The organism is Bradyrhizobium sp. AT1, from assembly GCF_001590795.1.
Taxonomy (GTDB): Bacteria; Pseudomonadota; Alphaproteobacteria; order Rhizobiales; family Xanthobacteraceae; genus Bradyrhizobium.
The window spans coordinates 5,280,642-5,297,097 of the sequence record NZ_JXDL01000001.1; the positions used below are offsets into that span (position 1 = coordinate 5,280,642).

The 16,456-nt window shown below is 65.1% G+C and carries 16 protein-coding genes; 10 read left to right on the forward strand and 6 right to left on the reverse strand.

The window, feature by feature from the left end; translation table 11 throughout:
• The first annotated feature begins 195 nt into the window (after positions 1 to 195).
• Positions 196 to 939, forward strand: a complete 744-nt coding sequence (locus SE92_RS24510) for a polysaccharide biosynthesis/export family protein (protein ID WP_063199064.1) — start codon at positions 196 to 198, stop codon at positions 937 to 939.
• 187 nt (positions 940 to 1,126) lie between these two features.
• Here SE92_RS24510 and SE92_RS24515 read toward each other — a convergent pair whose 3' ends face one another.
• From SE92_RS24515 to SE92_RS24525, 3 genes are all read right to left on the reverse strand, one after another.
• Complete coding sequence (locus tag SE92_RS24515) at positions 1,127 to 1,801, reverse strand: dienelactone hydrolase family protein (protein ID WP_063199066.1); 675 nt, start codon at positions 1,799 to 1,801, stop codon at positions 1,127 to 1,129.
• A 117-nt stretch (positions 1,802 to 1,918) separates the two neighbouring features.
• Entirely contained in the window at positions 1,919 to 2,260 is a 342-nt protein-coding gene (locus SE92_RS24520; RefSeq protein ID WP_063199069.1) for a hypothetical protein, read from the reverse strand.
• Between the two features lie 25 nt (positions 2,261 to 2,285).
• Entirely contained in the window at positions 2,286 to 3,050 is a 765-nt protein-coding gene (locus tag SE92_RS24525; RefSeq protein WP_063199070.1) for an alpha/beta fold hydrolase, read from the reverse strand.
• Between the two features lie 361 nt (positions 3,051 to 3,411).
• On the opposite strand from SE92_RS24525, the gene SE92_RS24530 reads away from it, so the two are divergent.
• The 3 genes from SE92_RS24530 to SE92_RS24540 all read left to right on the forward strand — a co-directional run bounded on the left by SE92_RS24530 (position 3,412) and on the right by SE92_RS24540 (position 7,603).
• Entirely contained in the window at positions 3,412 to 3,903 is a 492-nt protein-coding gene (locus SE92_RS24530; RefSeq protein ID WP_063199072.1) for a (2Fe-2S)-binding protein, read from the forward strand.
• Complete coding sequence (locus SE92_RS24535) at positions 3,900 to 6,194, forward strand: xanthine dehydrogenase family protein molybdopterin-binding subunit (RefSeq protein ID WP_063199075.1); 2,295 nt, start codon at positions 3,900 to 3,902, stop codon at positions 6,192 to 6,194. Before SE92_RS24530 ends, SE92_RS24535 begins: the two co-directional genes overlap by 4 nt.
• Positions 6,195 to 6,508: 314 nt before the next feature.
• Positions 6,509 to 7,603, forward strand: a complete 1,095-nt coding sequence (locus tag SE92_RS24540) for an HD domain-containing protein (RefSeq protein ID WP_063199077.1) — start codon at positions 6,509 to 6,511, stop codon at positions 7,601 to 7,603.
• 164 nt (positions 7,604 to 7,767) lie between these two features.
• On the opposite strand, the gene SE92_RS24545 is transcribed toward SE92_RS24540, so the two are convergent.
• Together SE92_RS24545 and SE92_RS24550 are read right to left on the reverse strand one after the other, a co-directional pair.
• Positions 7,768 to 9,348 carry an AMP-binding protein gene (locus SE92_RS24545; RefSeq protein WP_063199080.1) on the reverse strand — a complete coding sequence of 527 codons (1,581 nt, stop codon included), beginning with the start codon at positions 9,346 to 9,348 and terminating at the stop codon, positions 7,768 to 7,770.
• 252 nt (positions 9,349 to 9,600) lie between these two features.
• Complete coding sequence (locus tag SE92_RS24550; protein WP_063199083.1) at positions 9,601 to 10,011, reverse strand: VOC family protein; 411 nt, start codon at positions 10,009 to 10,011, stop codon at positions 9,601 to 9,603.
• Positions 10,012 to 10,135: 124 nt separating this feature from the next.
• On the opposite strand from SE92_RS24550, the gene SE92_RS24555 reads away from it, so the two are divergent.
• Both SE92_RS24555 and SE92_RS24560 read left to right on the forward strand, forming a co-directional pair.
• Entirely contained in the window at positions 10,136 to 11,110 is a 975-nt protein-coding gene (locus tag SE92_RS24555) for a Bug family tripartite tricarboxylate transporter substrate binding protein (protein WP_063199086.1), read from the forward strand.
• Positions 11,111 to 11,257: 147 nt separating this feature from the next.
• Positions 11,258 to 11,536, forward strand: a complete 279-nt coding sequence (locus tag SE92_RS24560) for a DUF3551 domain-containing protein (RefSeq protein WP_063199089.1) — start codon at positions 11,258 to 11,260, stop codon at positions 11,534 to 11,536.
• A 10-nt stretch (positions 11,537 to 11,546) separates the two neighbouring features.
• Here the strand turns inward: SE92_RS24560 and SE92_RS24565 are convergent, their stop codons facing one another.
• Complete coding sequence (locus SE92_RS24565) at positions 11,547 to 12,791, reverse strand: S1C family serine protease (protein ID WP_063199091.1); 1,245 nt, start codon at positions 12,789 to 12,791, stop codon at positions 11,547 to 11,549.
• A 199-nt stretch (positions 12,792 to 12,990) separates the two neighbouring features.
• Between SE92_RS24565 and SE92_RS24570 the strand changes: the two genes are divergently transcribed.
• The 4 genes from SE92_RS24570 to bchE all read left to right on the forward strand — a co-directional run bounded on the left by SE92_RS24570 (position 12,991) and on the right by bchE (position 16,397).
• A complete protein-coding gene (locus SE92_RS24570; RefSeq protein WP_063199094.1) occupies positions 12,991 to 13,608 on the forward strand; it encodes a hypothetical protein in 618 nt (205 codons plus the stop codon).
• On the forward strand, positions 13,595 to 13,969 hold the full coding sequence (locus SE92_RS24575; RefSeq protein WP_063199097.1) for a winged helix-turn-helix domain-containing protein: 375 nt from the start codon (positions 13,595 to 13,597) through the stop codon (positions 13,967 to 13,969). Before SE92_RS24570 ends, SE92_RS24575 begins: the two co-directional genes overlap by 14 nt.
• A 30-nt stretch (positions 13,970 to 13,999) precedes the next feature.
• Positions 14,000 to 14,737: a di-trans,poly-cis-decaprenylcistransferase gene (locus SE92_RS24580; RefSeq protein ID WP_063199100.1), complete on the forward strand. Its 738-nt coding sequence runs from the start codon at positions 14,000 to 14,002 to the stop codon at positions 14,735 to 14,737.
• Between the two features lie 133 nt (positions 14,738 to 14,870).
• Positions 14,871 to 16,397, forward strand: coding sequence for a magnesium-protoporphyrin IX monomethyl ester anaerobic oxidative cyclase (gene bchE / locus SE92_RS24585; protein WP_063199103.1), 1,527 nt, complete (start codon positions 14,871 to 14,873; stop codon positions 16,395 to 16,397).
• The last annotated feature ends 59 nt before the right edge of the window (positions 16,398 to 16,456 follow it).

Below are 16,456 nucleotides of genomic sequence, written 5' to 3' on the forward strand. Positions count from 1 at the left end.
GGTCTCTCCACATCCAACAGTGCTCGTGTGGAGAGATCACCCCACCCCGCTCGCGCTGCGCGCGATCGACCACGGGCGAGCTACGCTCGTCCCGGACCCCTCCAGGGGAGGGTGGCACTGTCATCCCCCCGCAAACGCTTTATTAACCATAACCGGTGCATCACTGGAGCCGTCTCGTTTCGAGGGATAGGTCCGGTGCCAGTTGCACGCGCGTTTCGATCGTCGATCTCGGCAGTGGTCCTGGCAGCGTCCGCCGCGCTGACCCTTGGCGGCTGCATGCAGACCGCCGGCCCCGTCGCGGTGATGTCACCGCGTGCCGATCTCGACTCCATGGCCTATGGCCAGCCCTACAGCGCCCCGCAGCCGGTCGTCGTTGCCAATAACGGCGGCGGCGCCATCGCGGCGCTCAGCAATTCCTTTGCCGCTTCGCCCGCACCCATGCCGGTCGGCTACGCCGCGCCGATGCCGGCGCGCTATGACGCCTCCTACCATCTCGACGCCGGCGACAAGCTACGCGTCGTGGTCTACGGCCAGGAAGGCCTCACCAACAGCTATGCCATCGATGCCGGCGGCTCCATCACCATGCCGCTGATCGGCGCGGTGCCGGCACGCGGCCGCACCACGGCAGGCCTTGCCGGCGAGATCGCCGCCCGCCTGCGCAACGGTTACATCCGCGAGCCCTCGGTCGCGGTGGAGATCGAGTCTTATCGGCCGTTCTTCATTCTCGGCGAAGTCACCGCGCCCGGCCAATATCCTTACGTGCCGAACATGACGGTCGAGAGCGCGGTCGCGATCGCCGGCGGCTTCTCGCCCCGCGCCAAGCGCGATGTGGTCACCGTCACCCACACCGAGAATGGCGGCTCCATGCGCGCCGTCGTGCCGCTCGGCACCCCCTTGAATCCCGGCGACACCGTGTTCGTCGGAGAGCGCTGGTTCTAGATTTCAGCCCGACTCTTTCCTCGGTCATTCCGGCGGCTTGACCGGCCACCTCTAGTGCCGGGCGGCAGGAAGCCGCCAATTCCTGCTCCGAGGTGTCATTGCCGGGCTTGACCCGGCAATCCATCCACTTGAGAAAAATGCCTCGTTTGATGGATGCGCGGGTCAAGCCCGCGCATGACGGGTGGTGTTACCTGGTCAAATGCTTCGCGAAGAACGCCATGCTGCGCGGCCAGGCGATGTCGGCGCTGGCCTTGTCGTAGCTGGCGCGCTCGTCGCAATGGAAGCCGTGCTGGGCGCCGGGATAGACGAAGACCTCCACGTCCGGCCGCTTCGCCTTGATGGTCTCGACGTCGGTCAGGGGAATGCCGGCATCCTTCTCGCCGAAATGCAGCTGCGTCGGCACCTTTGGCGTCTCGTCGGCGAAGCGCACCACCGCGCCGCCGTAATAACCGATCGCGGCTTTCAGGCCGGCCAATCGCGTCGCCGCGACGAAAGCGATGCTTCCGCCCAGACAAAAGCCGATGATGCCGACAGGCCCGACGTCCTTCACCGCATCGATCGCCGCCTGGGTGTCGCGCAGCATCGCCGCCCAATCCGGACTGGCGACGAATTTGCGCGCCTCGGCGATCTCGTCGGGCGAATAGCCCGACTGGAAGTTCGGCGCGGTGCGGTCGAAGATCGACGGTGCGATCGCGACATAGCCTTCCCCGGTGAGGCGGTCGCAGACCGAACGGATGTGGTGATTGACGCCAAAAATCTCCTGGATCACCACCACCGCGCCCTTCGGCGCGCCGGAGGGGTCAGCGCGATAAGCGCCGAGCTGGAAATTGTCGGATGCCGTCAGCTTGATGTCTTGTCCCACGCGGGTTGTCCTTCTTGGTTGGTTGTTGGTCGAGAACTCCAAGCCCGGCCATGACGATGTGGCAAATTCAACCCGAGACGGCGCAGATACGACTTCTCTGCGCCACAAAGAGCCTCCTCACTCCCACATCCAGTTCTCGCCGTAATCCTCCTTCCATCCCGCAAGCCGTCCGTGACGGAACTGCAGGAAAAGGCGATGGCGATAGGGGATCAGGCCGCTGCCGCCGATGTTGCGCAGGGCCAGGTAGATTTCGTTGCCGGGACGCCCGCGTACATATTGCAGTGGCTGCCCGAGCGCGCGGGCGGTCTGCTCGGCGTCCATGCCGAAGGCGAGCGGAATGTTGTTCGACAAGGTCGTGACGAAAGGCTGGCGCGCCGGCGCGCCGCCGAACCACTCGGCCTGTGCCGCCGACGGCAGCAGCGCCGCTATTGCGCCCGCCGCGAAGATCGCTCGCATCATGGTCGACGTTCCCATTGCCCTGGGGCTATGCCGGCAAGTTCTTCAGGAAAGGAGCGACGGCGTCAACAAAAGCCTTGGGCTGGTCGATGTTGACGGCGTGGCCGGCGGCGGGAATCACGACCTTTTGTGCGCCGGGGATTTTTGCGGCCATGTAATCGGACGCGGCGAGGAACGGCGTGTCGTCGGCACCGACCACGATCAGCGCGGGCACCTTGATGTCGGGCAGCAGCTCGATCACGCGGGCATCGCGCTGGGTCAGCATGCCGCGCGCCGCCAGCGCCAGCCCCTTGGCGTTGCGATGACTGGCCGTGGCGCGCTCGCGCGTTGCCGCTTTCAAGACGTCGAGGCCTTCGCGCTCGAGCTTGTCGGCGGTGGCCAGTGCCCGTGCGTTCCAGGCCTCGCGTGCGTCGTCCTTCTTGAAGCCCGGGCCGGTGTCGATGATCAGCAGCGCGCGGGCGCGCTCCGGATGGGCGCGGTAGAACGCCAGCGACATGTAGCCGCCGAGCGACAGCCCGCCGATGATGGCGCGCTTGGCGCCAACCGCATCGAGGATCGCCGCCATGTCGCCGACCGTCAGAGCCTCGCTGTAAGCGGCGGGATCATCGGGATAGTCGGATTGGCCGTGGCCGCGCATGTCCCACAAGATCAGCGTGTGATTTTTCGCGAGCGCATCGACTTGACCGTGCCACATCGCCGAGGTCGAGGAGTAGCCGTGGGTGAGCAGCAATGGCGGTCCCTCGCCGTGGACTTCGTAGTAGATCTTGACGCCGTCCCGATTGATCACAGGCATTGTTTCCGCCTCTATCTTTTATCTCACCGCGACACCGGTGGACCTTCTCCCACAAGGAGAGAAGGACCCGCGGCAACGATCGTACTCTAGCCTGCCAAGTTACCTGGAAGAAACTGCCTCAACGCAATGGCACGCATGTGCGATGCGCCCTCTGTTGCGTCCAGTCGCTGCGTTGGTGCCGTTGGCGCGGCGCACAACGAGCAGGTGTAGACGCCGTTTGTTTCGACTCATTCCAAATTGCATTTGCCACGGCAACCGAACGCGATCATTCTCGGCGCCAAGGCTGACGCCAGCCCGGTGGGCGTCCGCCATTCAAGTTGCCGCCGTAAGCGGCTTCATGCACCGGCAGGGGAAGACGCCTATGCCAACACTCACCATCAACGGGCGGAGTCTGTCCGTGGATGCGGCGAACGATACGCCGCTCCTCTGGGCGATCCGCGAGCAATTGCAGATGACCGGCACCAAGTTCGGCTGCGGCGCCGGGCTGTGCGGCGCCTGCACCGTGCACGTCAACGGCGAAGCCGTCCGTTCGTGCCAGACCATGGTCGGCGATGTCGCCGGCAAGAAGATCACCACCATCGAAGGCCTTTCCGCCAAGGGCGATCATCCCTTGCAGAAGGCATGGATCGCCGAGCAGGTGCCGCAATGCGGCTACTGCCAGTCCGGGCAGATCATGCAGGCGGCCTCGCTGCTGTCGAAGAATCCCAACCCGACCAAGGAAGAAGTGGTCGCGCATATGGACGGCAATCTGTGCCGTTGCATGACCTATTCGCGGATCCAGAAGGCGATCATGCGCGCCGCATCCGAGATGCGCACCGCGTCGGCCACCTCCAACGAGCGGAGGCCCACATGAACGAGCATGTGAAGAACGTGACACCTGAGACGACCGATCTCAGCCGCCGCTCCTTCCTCGTCGGCACCGCCGCAACCGGCCTCGTGCTCGGCTATGCCGGCGTGCCCGGCATCGAACAGGCAGCGGCCGCAGCGCCCGCCAATTTCGAGCCGAGCGTCTGGTACGCGATCTCGCCGGACGGTCTCGTCACCGTGACTTGCGGCAAGGCCGACATGGGCCAGCACATCGCCTCCACCATGGCGCAGATCGTCTGCGAGGAGCTCGGCGCGAAATGGAGCGACATGCGCGTTTCGCTCGCCTCCAACGATCCGAAGTTCAACGATCCGGTCCTGGGCGCACAGATCACCGGCGGCAGCTGGTCGACCATGATGAATTTTGAGGCGATGAGCCGTGCGGGCGCCGCCGGCCGCATCGCGCTGACGGAGGCCGCGGCCGCAGCCATGGGCCTGCCGCCTTATTTCAAGGACCAGCTCGTGGTGCGCGACTCCGTCGTCTCGCATCCGAAGTCGAAGAAGCAGATGAGCTTTGCCGAAATCGTCAGGAGCGGCAAGGCGACGAAGACCTTCACGCCGGACGAGTTGAAGGCGATCAAGCTGAAGACGCCCGATCAATACACCATGATCGGCGTCTCGGTGCCTCAGCTCGACATCCCCTCCAAGACCAACGGCACGGCCAAATACGGCATCGACGTGATGCTGCCCGGCATGGCCTACGGCAAGGTGGTGACCCCGCCGGTGCGCTTCGGTGCGACCGTGAAATCGGTCGACGACGGTGACGCCAAGAAGGTGCCCGGCTTCATGAAGGCGGTCATCCTCGACGACAAGACCGGAACCACCTCCGGCTGGGTCGTGGCGGTCGCCAACACCTATGCCAACGCCCGCAAGGCGGCGGACGCGCTGAAGATCGCCTATGACGGCGGTCCGAACGCAAAACTGTCGAGCCAGTCATTGCTCGACGAGGCCAAGCGGCTTCAAAAGCTGGAGGATTCCGGCCAGTTCTTCGTCAAGGACGGCGATCCCAATGCGGCCTTCGGCTCGGCGGCGAAAGTGGTCGAGGCGGAGTACACCACCAGCATCAACATCCACGCGCCGCTGGAGCCGATGAACGCCACGGCGGAGTTCAAGGGCGACATCCTGCACATCTATTCCGGCAACCAGTTCGCGACGCGCTCCGGCGCGATCGCGGCGGGTGCCGCCGGGATCGATCCGAAATTCGTCGTGATGCATCAGCATTGGCTCGGCGGTGGCTTCGGCCGCAGGCTCGATGCCGACATGATGATTCCGGCGGTGCAGGCGGCCAAGGCGGTCGGCAAGCCGGTCAAGGTGATCTACTCGCGCGAGAACGACATGACGATGGATTTCTCGCGTCCGCTCACCTATCAAAAGGTCAAGGCCGGCGTGGACGGCGACGGCAAGCTGGTCGCGCTCAGCCACGACGTGGTCTCGGCCTGGCCGACCGCGCGCTGGGGAATTCCTGATTTCCTGACGCCATCCGTCGACAAGAAGGGCCCGCTCGACAGCTTCACGGTCAACGGCGCGGACTTCTTCTACACCGTGCCCAACCATTATGTGCGCGCGATCAAGAACGAGCTCGCGCACAATGCGACGCCGTCCGGCCAGCTCCGCTCGGTGGCCCCGGGCTGGACCTTCTGGGCGGTCGAAAGCATGATCGACGAGATCGCGGCGGCGACGGGCAAGGATCCCGCGCAGTTCCGCATCTCGCTGCTCGACGGCGCCGGCAAGAACGACGGCGGCGCGCAGCGTTTGCGCAACACGCTGCTCGCCGCGATGGGACTTTCAGGCTACGGCACGAGGCCATTGCCGAAAGGCGAGGGCATGGGCGTTGCCTGCGTGTCGTCGCAGGAGCGCGCGACGGCGAGCTGGACGGCCTGCGTCGCCCATGTCGCGGTGGCGCCGTCGGGCGCGGTCACCGTGAAGAAGCTCACGGTTGCAACCGACGTCGGCACGCAGGTGCATCCCGACAACATCCGTGCCCAGGTCGAGGGCGCCGCGCTGTGGGGCCTGTCGCTGGCGATGTACGAGAAGGCGACGCTGAAGGACGGTGGCATCGAGCAGACCAATTTCGATAGCTACACGCCCTTGCGCATGAGCCAGATGCCCGAGGTCGCGGTTGCCGTGATCGCCAATGGCGAGAAGGCCACCGGCGTCGGCGAGCCCGCGGTGACCGTGGTCGCGCCCGCCATCGGCAACGCCATCTTCAACGCCTCAGGCGCCCGCGTGCGGGCACTGCCGATCACGGCGGAGGCGGTGAAGGCGAGCATGAAGGCGTAAGCCGGGCTGCGATCGCGAATGAGATGATCCGCCGGAGGAGAGCCTCCGGCGGATTTGTTTTGGGACTGTTTCCACACGCGCGCCGTCAGGGCCGGGACAAGCCCGGCCATGACGGAGAAAATTCCTCTTTGTTATCAAGCCCGTTCTACTGTGCATGGGGTTGTTTTCGCACTTTTGCTTTGGCGACCTTGGGAACCCGATCCGTAAAATTGCGCGCAATTCCGGAAGGTTCCCTTGAGCACGCCTCTTAAGGGCCGGAGAACCTGATCCGGCTTAGGCTGACGCCAAATCCAGTCCCATGCTTTGGGGAAGCCATGAACGCGCCAGCTAAAACCGCCGCCAAACGCCGGCTTCTGCTCGCCTCCGACCGGAGCGACGAGAGCACCGAGCTCGCCAGCATTTTGAAAGCGGTCGGTGAGGTCTCGACGGTGTCGACAGAGGCGATCCCCGCCCAGCCGGCGCGCGATCTCTCCGGTCTCGTGGTCGACATCAACCTGCGCTCGCCCGAGAGCGTGCAGCGGGTGCGCAACAAGCTGCGCGGTGATGCTTACCGTTCGATGCCGCGGCTGTTCGTGCTCGCCGATGCCCTGCATCACGGCACCATGCAGGCCTGGGCGCTCGGGGCCACCGACACCATCTCACGGCCGCTTCAGGCCGACGCCATCCTGCAGCGCATCCGCGCTGCCTTCCCCGACACCGCCGCCTATGACGCGACCGATCGCGGCAAGACGCTCAACCGCGGCGTCGAGGCGGCGCATGCGGTGCTGGCGAAGATGTTCGAGAAGCTGCCGCTCGGCGTGCCCTTGACCTTCGACGACGTCATTGCGGCCGAAAGCAAGATCCTGAAGGCGATCAAGCACTCCTCGCTGCGCGAATGGCTCACCACGGTCGGCTGCCACCATGTCGGCAGCTATCGTCACTGCCTGTTCGTCACCGGCTTCGCCGTCGCCTTCGCGCAGCACCTCGGCATGCGCGAGGACGACCAGCGCCGCCTGACCCGCGCCGCGCTGCTGCACGACGTCGGCAAGGCCTTCGTTCCCTCCGCGCTGCTCGACAAGCCGGGCAAGCTCACCGACGAGGAGATGGCCGAGGTCCGCCAGCATCCGCGCCGCGGCTATGACGCGCTCGCAGCCCAAGGCGGTTTCCCGCCGGAGATGCTCGACGTCGTCCTGCATCACCATGAATTCCTCGACGGCAGCGGCTATCCCAACGGACTGTCGTCGAACCAGATCAGCGACATCGTGCGGGTGACGACGATCGTCGACATCTACGCCGCGCTGGTCGAGAAACGCGCCTACCGCATGCCCTTCACGCATTCGCGTGCGTTCAGCATGATGGAAGGCATGGGCGGCAAGCTGGATCAGCAATTGCTGCAGGCATTCCGCCCGGTGGCGCTGGGGTCGTTCTAGTTCGGCATTCTCGGCTGCCGCCACACCCTCGGTGTCGTCCCCGCGCAGGCGGGGACCCATAACCCCAGGGAGACGTCTGACGAAGACAGGTCGTTCGGTACGGACACTGTGCGTCATCGTTAGATCACGCGGTATGGGTCCCGGCGTTCGCCGGGACGACAACCTCACCCCACCATCTTCCGCAACTCCGCCTTCGCCACCTTCTCCAAGGTCGAGCGCGGCATGTCGTCGACCAGCCGGATCTCGCGCGGCAGCTTGAAGTCGGCAAGGCCGTTGCGGCAGGCTGCCATCACGCGGTCGTGCAGGTCGGGCGCGGCGCCCGCGACGCCGCCATGCGGGATGATGAAGACGACCGGCACTTCGTCCAGCATCGGGTGCTTCTTCGCCACCACGGCAGCTTCGCGCACGCCCGGCACGACCGCGATCACCTGCTCGATCTCGGACGCCGCGACGTTCTCGCCGCCGACCTTGAGCATGTCCTTGGCGCGGTCGCCGAACTTGATGAAGCCGTTCTGCAGCCGCTCGACACGGTCGCCGGTGAGGAAGAAGCCGTGCGCGTCAAAACTCTCGCGCGTGGCTTTCTCATTGTGCAGATATTCCGCGAACAGCGACAGGCCCGGAATGCCCTTGATCGCGAGATTGCCGGTGCCCCCGATGTCCGTCGGCCGGCCGTCATCGTCGGTGATGCGAATTTGATACTCCGGCGCGGCGCGGCCGATCGACATCGGGATGTTGGGCTGATCGACCTCGCCGACGATGCCGTGGGTGATGGTCTCGGTCATGCCCCACCAGCCGATCATCTTGACGCCGAACGCGGCAAAGGCCGGCGGTTCGTTGATCGCGGTGCCCCACAGGCGAAACTTGTGGTCTTTCGGGATCTCCTGCTCGAGCAGCGCCTTCATGCAGAACGGGATCGTCGAGGTCCAGGTCGAACCGTGCTTGCGCGCGACGCCCCAGAACCGGCTCGCCGAGAAACGCGGCTGGATCACGCAGGTCGCGCCGACCCACAGCGACGCCAGCATGGAGTAGGCGAGAGCGTTGGTGTGGAATAGCGGCAAGTATGCCTGGTGCACGTCGCCGGCATGCAAATCCTCATGCGCGGCGTTGATCTTGGCGCCCCATAGCGCGTTGGCATGGGTCCACAGCACCGCCTTCGGCCGCGACGTCGTGCCGGAGGTGTACTGCACGCTGCACGGCGCGAGCGGATCGGTCGCGCGTTTCGGGCGGTCGGCGCTGTCGGCGAACAGGGATTCAAAGCTGTCGCCGCGTGAGACCGCTTGCGCCGGCGCCGCGCCCGCATCGTGCGAAGTGACTGCCAGCCAACTTATGTTGCTGCAGTTTTGCGCGACGATCTCCGCATAGGCCGGCTGCGTGATCGCGGCGACCGCGCCGCAATGATCGGCGAAATAGGCGATCTCGGCCGGCGCCGAACGCGTGTTGGTGGTGACCGCGATGGCGCCGAGCTCGACACAGGCAAACCAGGCCAGCATCGCCTCGATGCAATTGTCGAGGTGAATGAGCACATATTCGCCGGGCTTGATGCCGCGCCTCGCCAGCCCCGCCGCGAGTGCGCCGACCCGCTCGTGAAACTCGCCATAGCTCCAGCGCCGCGCCGGCGCGTCGAACGGCGCCCAGATCAGGAACGGATGATCCCGCCGGACCTCGGCGCGCATCTTGAGGAGCCAGGGCACGTCGAGCCCGTCGAACGGGCCGACGATTCCGGCGGTGGTCTGTTGAAGTGGCATGGCGTCTCCCCCGGTGCAGCCTGCATCTTGCCGGCGGCTGTTTTTTGATGATTGCGTCTTCCTGCCATCGGATGAGGCGGGGCGCAAATGGGAGAGGTGCGGATGTGGCCGCGGCTCCACCTGGTTATCGGCGCACAATCTTTCCACCGTCATGGCCGGGCTTGACCCGGCCATCCACGCCTTGCCGCGCGAAGAACGTGGATGCCCGGGACAAGCCCGGGCATGACGACCGATTGCGCCGCGCGAGCATGGCTAATCCCCGTACGACGAAATCTCGATCAGGCTCCCGTCCGGATCGCGGCAATAGACCGAGCGCAGCGTGCCGCGGGCGCCCTGCTTGGGAACCGGGCCTTCCTCGATCGCGACGCCGTGTGCCTGCAAATGCGCCACCACCTCGTCGGGCGCGGCCGCGGTGAGGAAGCAGAGGTCTTCGCTGCCGGCGGTCTGGTGGTCGGCGGTGAACCATTCCACCTTGTCGGCATCGCGCGGCCGGACGTTGATCTTCTGGTTACCAAAGTGAAGCGAAGTCCGCGGCGCTTTGCCGCCGCCGGGATCGAACACCTTGACTTCCATGCCGAGAATCCTGCGGTACCAATCCGCACTGGCCGCGACGTCGGCGACGTTGATGACGAGATGATCGAGGGCGTCGACCTTGACCGGCATGCCTTATCCTTTCGTCGTGATGCGCGCCGCGCACTTTCCGCCTGCAGCAAGCTTTGTTACAACCCCACCGACGCCGGCTTCAAGACATCTGGCTTCAAGAACAACACTTGGGAGAACCCTTGAGATGATCACTCGCCGTACCGCGCTGGGCCTGCTCGCCGCCAGTCCGCTTGCAGCCACCCCGCTGTCGAAGGCCTTTGCCGCCGATTATCCGGCCCGGCCCGTGAAATGGGTGGTCGGCTATCCGCCGGGTGGCGCCACCGACATCCTGGCGCGGCTGATCGGCCAGCGGCTCTCGGAAAAGCTCGGCCAGCAATTCGTGATCGAGAACAAGCCGGGTGCCGGCAACAACATCGCCACCGAATCGGTCATCAATGCCGAGCCCGACGGCTACACGCTGCAGCTGGTCAATCCGGCCAACTACATCAACACCTCGCTCTACAAGAATCTGAAGTTCAACTTCGTGACCGATATGGCACCGGTCGCCTCGTTCCAGCGCGTGCCGAACGTGATGACCGTCAACAAGGACGTGCCGGCGAAGAACGTCGCCGAGTTCATCGAATATGTGAAGGCCAATCCCGGCAAGGTGAACATGGCCTCGTCCGGCAACGGCACCTCGGTGCACCTGTCCGGCGAAATGTTCATGGCGATGACCGGCTGCAAGATGCAGCACGTGCCCTATCGCGGCGCGGCGCCCGCGATCACCGACATGCTCGGCGGCCAGGTGCAGGTGATCTTCGACAACATGCCCTCGATCATCCAGCACATCCGCTCCGGCTCACTCCGTGCGATCGGCGTCACCACCGCGGAGCGCTCGCCGCAATTGCCCGACGTGCAACCGATCGCCGACACCGTGAAGGGCTATGAGGCCAGCGCGCTGTTCGGCATGGGTGCGCCGAAGAACACGCCGAAGGAGATCATCGCCAAGCTCAACGCCGAGGTCAACGCGCTGATCAAGGAGCCCGACATGGCCAAGCGTCTGGTCGAGCTCGGCGGCGAGCCGAGGGCGCAGACGCCCGAGGCGTTCGGCGAGGAGATCAAGGCCGAGACCGAGAAGTGGAAGAAGGTCGTCGAGTTCGCCGGCCTGAAGGTCGAGTAGCGAATTCGTGATGACCGGGATAGGAGCCCTGCCGCTCGGCAGGGCTTTTTTCTTGCCCGCTTTGCTTCGTTGATCTGGAATAAACCGGCGCGGCGAAACCTGATAATGATGGCACCCGTAACTGGTGCCAGCTGAAGGAGTTGGATCATGCGCAAGACGCAATTGGTGCTGTTGACGTTCAGTGCGGCGGTCCTGGCCGGCTTCGCCGCCGCAACGCCCGCGGCCGCGCGCGAGTATCCCTGGTGCGCCCAGGGCGGCGAATATGATTACCCCGGTGAGTGCGCCTACAGCAGCTATGAACAATGCCAGGCCAGCGTATCAGGCCGGCTGCTCTACTGCGACCGCAACCCGCGTTTCGCCTACGGCCAGGGACAGCCGCCACAACCCCGGCCGCCGCGGCGCGTACGCCCCGTCGCGCCCTATTAGGGCAAGCCGACTACCGCTTCGCGTCCGCCTGTTCCGTGCCGGTACACGAGATCAGCATTGTGTAGGCGCGGGCGTTGGCGGCGATGTCGGTGGTCTTCAGTTCACCCTTAGGCTCCGCGGTCTGGTAGGGCACCACGGAATTGTCGAGGAAGTCGCGCAGCGCGCCGGTCTTGATGGCGAAGTTGATGTTCTCGGGGATGTTGCCGGTTGCGACCGCGATTCGCAAATTGTCGAGCTTTCCCGTGACCACGCCGACGATCTGCCCGGTGGTGTCGAACAGCGGGCCTCCGCTGTTGCCGGGCTGCACGGGCGCGCTGATCTGCAGGAAGCGCGAATCGTTGCGCATCCCACTCAGCGAGCTCACGATACCGGTCGTCACCGTGAAGTCCGAGCTCAGAAGCCCGCGGTAGGGAAAGCCGATCGCAACGACGGAATCGCCGGAGCGGATTGAGCGGTCGCGGATCCGGGCGAACTCCTTGAACGTCGCTGTCGACGGCGCCTGCAACAGGGCGAGATCGTTGGTTGCATCGCTCGATACGACGCGCAACGCCATTGCGGCCTCGCCCGTGAGATTGCCTTTGAGGTCGCCGCAACTGTCGATCACATGATGGTTCGTGACGATGTGCCCGCTGGCACTGACCACGAAGCCGGTGCCGCTCTTCGACTTGGCGGACTTGCTGGCCGGCGGTGGCGCCTGCTTGTCCGCTGCGGCCGCTGGCTTCGCGGTCCCCTTCGTGAAATCCCCGGCCTTGCTGAGCCCGTCTGCCTTCACCCGCGTGACGCAGTTCGCCAGCGCCGCGACCAGGGGCGCCGTCGACGTCAACACGAATTGGAGTGGCTTACTACCGTTGGTCGTCACCACCATCAGGCTTGCCTTCTGGAAGGTGCGAGCGACATTGAGGGGCAGAATGGTCGTCACCATGTTGGAGACGCCGGCGGTCGCAAATAACCTGGCCTGCTCCTGCCCATCGAAGATGAAGTCAACGGGCGCGGTATCGCCCTTGTTGAAGCGAAAGCTGGGGCTGGCAAAACTGAGAAGCCAGGAGCCTGCCGCATTCTGCGCTACGACGAGACTTACTCCATTGGCGTAAGGCGCCGTTGCCGCGCAATGGGAGAAGGCGCCTGTCTCGTCATTGCTGAAGGCGCCGCCGATCCAATTGCCGACATTGACGCTGCCGAACGGTCCCGCCGCATTTGCAACTCCGGCGATGCCTACCTGCAATAAGAATGCAACAATCAATGACTTAAGCCACATACCCAGCCCCCGGACGCTCTTGATTGCATCTTATCTGCGGGAACAGGTGTCGCGCAACCGGCAGTTGTTTGCCCCGAACGGAATCCTAACGACGGTTTTCGGCTTGCCTTTACTTTGCGATCCCATATACTTTGCACGACAAAGTTCATGGGGCGGGCAACCCCAGGAGATGCGGGTGGAGCGAGGTTTGGCGTTACCGATGCGCGATCTCGACAAGGCATTGGCCGACATCGTGGCGATCCGCAGCCAGATCGCGGCCGGCACCGCATTCCGCGGCTATGGCCCGGCGACGATGGCTGCGACCGGCGCCGTCGCGCTCGTCACGGCGCTCCTGCAATTCTGGCTGCTCGGCGATCCCACCGGCGAGCCGCTTGGCTTCTTTGCCGGCTGGCTGATCGCCGCCGCGCTCTCCGTTCTGATGATCGGGATCGAGATGCGCGCGCGATCGCGCCGTCATCATTCGGGTCTGGCCGATGCCATGATCCACCAGGCGGTCGAGCAGTTCCTGCCCGCCGGCGTTGCCGGGGTGCTGCTCGCGGTGGTGATGTGGAAGTTCGCGGGCGAGACGCTGTGGCTGCTCCCAGGCCTGTGGCAGATCCTGGTGTCGCTCGGCATTTTCGCCTCGGTCCGCTCGTTGCCGCGCAGCGTCGCGCTCGCCGGCGCCTGGTATTTCGTGTCCGGCTTCGCGGTGGTGGTGCTCGCGAGCCAGACCCACACGCTGTCGCCATGGACCATGGGCCTGCCCTTCGTGATCGGGCAGTCGCTGATGGCGGCCATTCTGCATGTCGCATCCGGAGACCATGATGTCGAAGACTGACAGCGCGCCCTTTTCCTACGAAGGGCTCGACCGCGTGATCCACGAGAAGGCGAGGCTCGGGCTTCTGACCTCGCTGATGGCGCATCCCAAGGGGCTGGCATTCGCCGATCTCAAGCAGCTGTGCGGCCTCACCGACGGCAATCTCAGCCGGCACCTTGCCGTGCTCCAGGAGGCCGGCTTCGTCGAGGTGACCAAGGGCTACGAGGGCAACCGCCCGCACACCACCTGCCGCCTCACCAAGACCGGGCGCCGACGCTTCCTCGACTATCTCGCCGTGCTGGAACGCCTGGTGCGCGACGCCGCGAAGGCCGCCGGCCGCGAGGCGCCGCCGCTCGGCCGCCTCGGCATGATCTCGACCTGATCCTCCCCTTTTTTGACCGGAGACTTTGCAATGCAAAGTGACACGTCCCCTAGCGAGAAGCTTCATGTCGGCATCATCATGGACGGCAATGGACGATGGGCGACGCGCCGCGGCCTGTCGCGCGTGCGCGGCCACGAGGCCGGCGTCGAAGCCATCCGCCGCATCGTCGAGGCCGCGCCCAAGCAAGGCATCGGCACGCTGACGCTCTACGCCTTCTCCACCGACAATTGGCGCAGGCCGAAGGCCGAGGTCGCCGCACTGATGACCCTGCTGCGCTTCTATCTCGCCAATGAGGTGCAGAGCCTCGTCAAGAACGGCGTGCGTCTCACCGTGATCGGTCGTCGCGATCGCCTGCCTGATGGCATCGCCACCGCGATCAAGCGCGCCGAAGACGCGACTGCGGGCGGCGGCACGCTGCACCTGCGCATCGCGGTCGATTACTCCGCGCGCGACGCCATTCTCAATGCTGCGGCGAAGGCTGCCGCGTTGACCAGCATCACCCGCGAAGCCTTCTCGCAGCTCGTCACCGGCGAAGCGGGCCTGCGCGACGTCGATCTCATCATCCGCACCTCGGGCGAGAAGCGGCTGTCGGACTTCCTGCTCTGGGAAGGTGCCTATGCCGAGCTGCACTTCACCGAGCGGATGTGGCCCGAGTTCGACGCGAGCGATCTCGCCGCGGCGCTGGCCTCCTTCCACGGCCGCGAGCGCCGCTTCGGCGGCCTCCAGGCGATCATGCCCGAGGAGGTGCCGTCGCTGTCGCGGGTGTAGCGCAGAGGCGGAGCCGAGCAAGGGTCTCCGCCGCAATCGCGCTTGATATCTTCAAAAGTTCAGTCGGGGGATTGGGCTTCTTCACAGGAAGCGGGACGGACGATCACGCCAACCAAAGCGGGAGCGAAAGTCCATGCGTGTTCTTCTCGTCAACGTGCCTCATCCCTCGATCGGGAGCCGGATTCCGGACGATCACCTGCCGCCGCTCGGCCTGCTCGCGATTGGCGGTCCAATGATCGACGACGGACACACCGTGCGGCTGCTCGATGCCGAGTTCGGTCCGATGTCCACCGAACATATCCTGGCCGAAGCAAACCGCTTCGCACCCGAGGCCGTGCTGTTCGGGCATTCAGGCTCGACCTCCGGCCATCCCGTGATCGCGGAGATCGCCGCCGCCCTGGTGAAAGCGATGCCAGGTGTGGTGATCGTCTATGGCGGCGTGTTTCCGACCTATCATTGGCGCGAGATCCTGCACAATGAACCCTATGTCAACGCGATCGTGCGCGGTGAGGGCGAGGAGACGGCGCGGCGCCTGATGCGCGCGCTGGAAGACGGCCACGATCTCGGCGGCATCGCCGGCATCGCATTCCGCGATCCCGCCGGGCCGCATGCAACGCCGCCGGCGCCCGTCATCGCCGACCTCGACGCTTACCGCATCGGTTGGGAATTGATCGATCACGCGCGCTACAGCTATTGGGGCGGCCTGCGCGCCGTGGTCGTCCAATTCTCGCGCGGCTGCCCGCATTTGTGCAATTATTGCGGCCAGCGCGGCTTCTGGACGCGCTGGCGCCATCGCGATCCCATCCGCTTCGCCAAGGAGCTGGCGCGCCTGCACCGCGAGCACGGCGTTGAGGTCATCAACTTCGCCGATGAAAATCCGACCGTCTCGAAGAAGGTGTGGCGCAGCTTTCTCGAAGCCTTGATCGCCGAGAACGTCGATCTCATCCTGGTCGGCTCGACGCGCGCCGACGATATCGTGCGAGATGCGGACATCCTGCATCTCTACAAGAAAGCCGGCTGGCAGCGCTTTCTGCTTGGGCTGGAGAATACCGACGAGAAGACGCTGGAGCTGATCCGCAAGGGCGCCACGACCGCAACCGACCGCGAAGCGATTCGCCTGCTGCGGCAGCACGGCATCCTGTCGATGGCGACCTGGGTTGTCGGGTTCGAGGAGGAGACCGATCGCGATCACTGGCGCGGATTGCGACAGCTGCTCGCCTACGATCCCGACCAAGTCCAGTTGCTCTACGTCACGCCGCATCGCTGGACGCCCTATTTCGGGCTCGCGGCCGACCGCCGCGTGATCCAGCCCGACCGGCGCCGTTGGGATTACAAGCATCAGGTGCTCGCCACGCGCTACATGGCGCCCTGGCGCGTGCTGGCATGGTTCAAGCTCACGGAGATGGTCTTGCAGTGTCGTCCGAAAGCGATCTGGCGGGTGCTGTTTCAGCGTGATGCAGGGCTGCGCCATGCCATGCGCTGGTACACGCAGATGGGGCGCAGGGTCTGGCCGCACGAGATCCTTGAGTTCTTGCGCGCACGCCGGCTGACATGGGGACCCACCGTACGGGAGTTCTGGGGCGAACCGCAGGATGCCGAGGAGCAGTCGATGACGGCGCTGCGGCCCGAGCGGCGTGTTGGGAGGCGAGAGGCGGCGTGAAGCCTTGCGGTCATCACGCGGGAAGCAGCCTCCGCTGTTCCGTGTGTGATGCGCGGCAC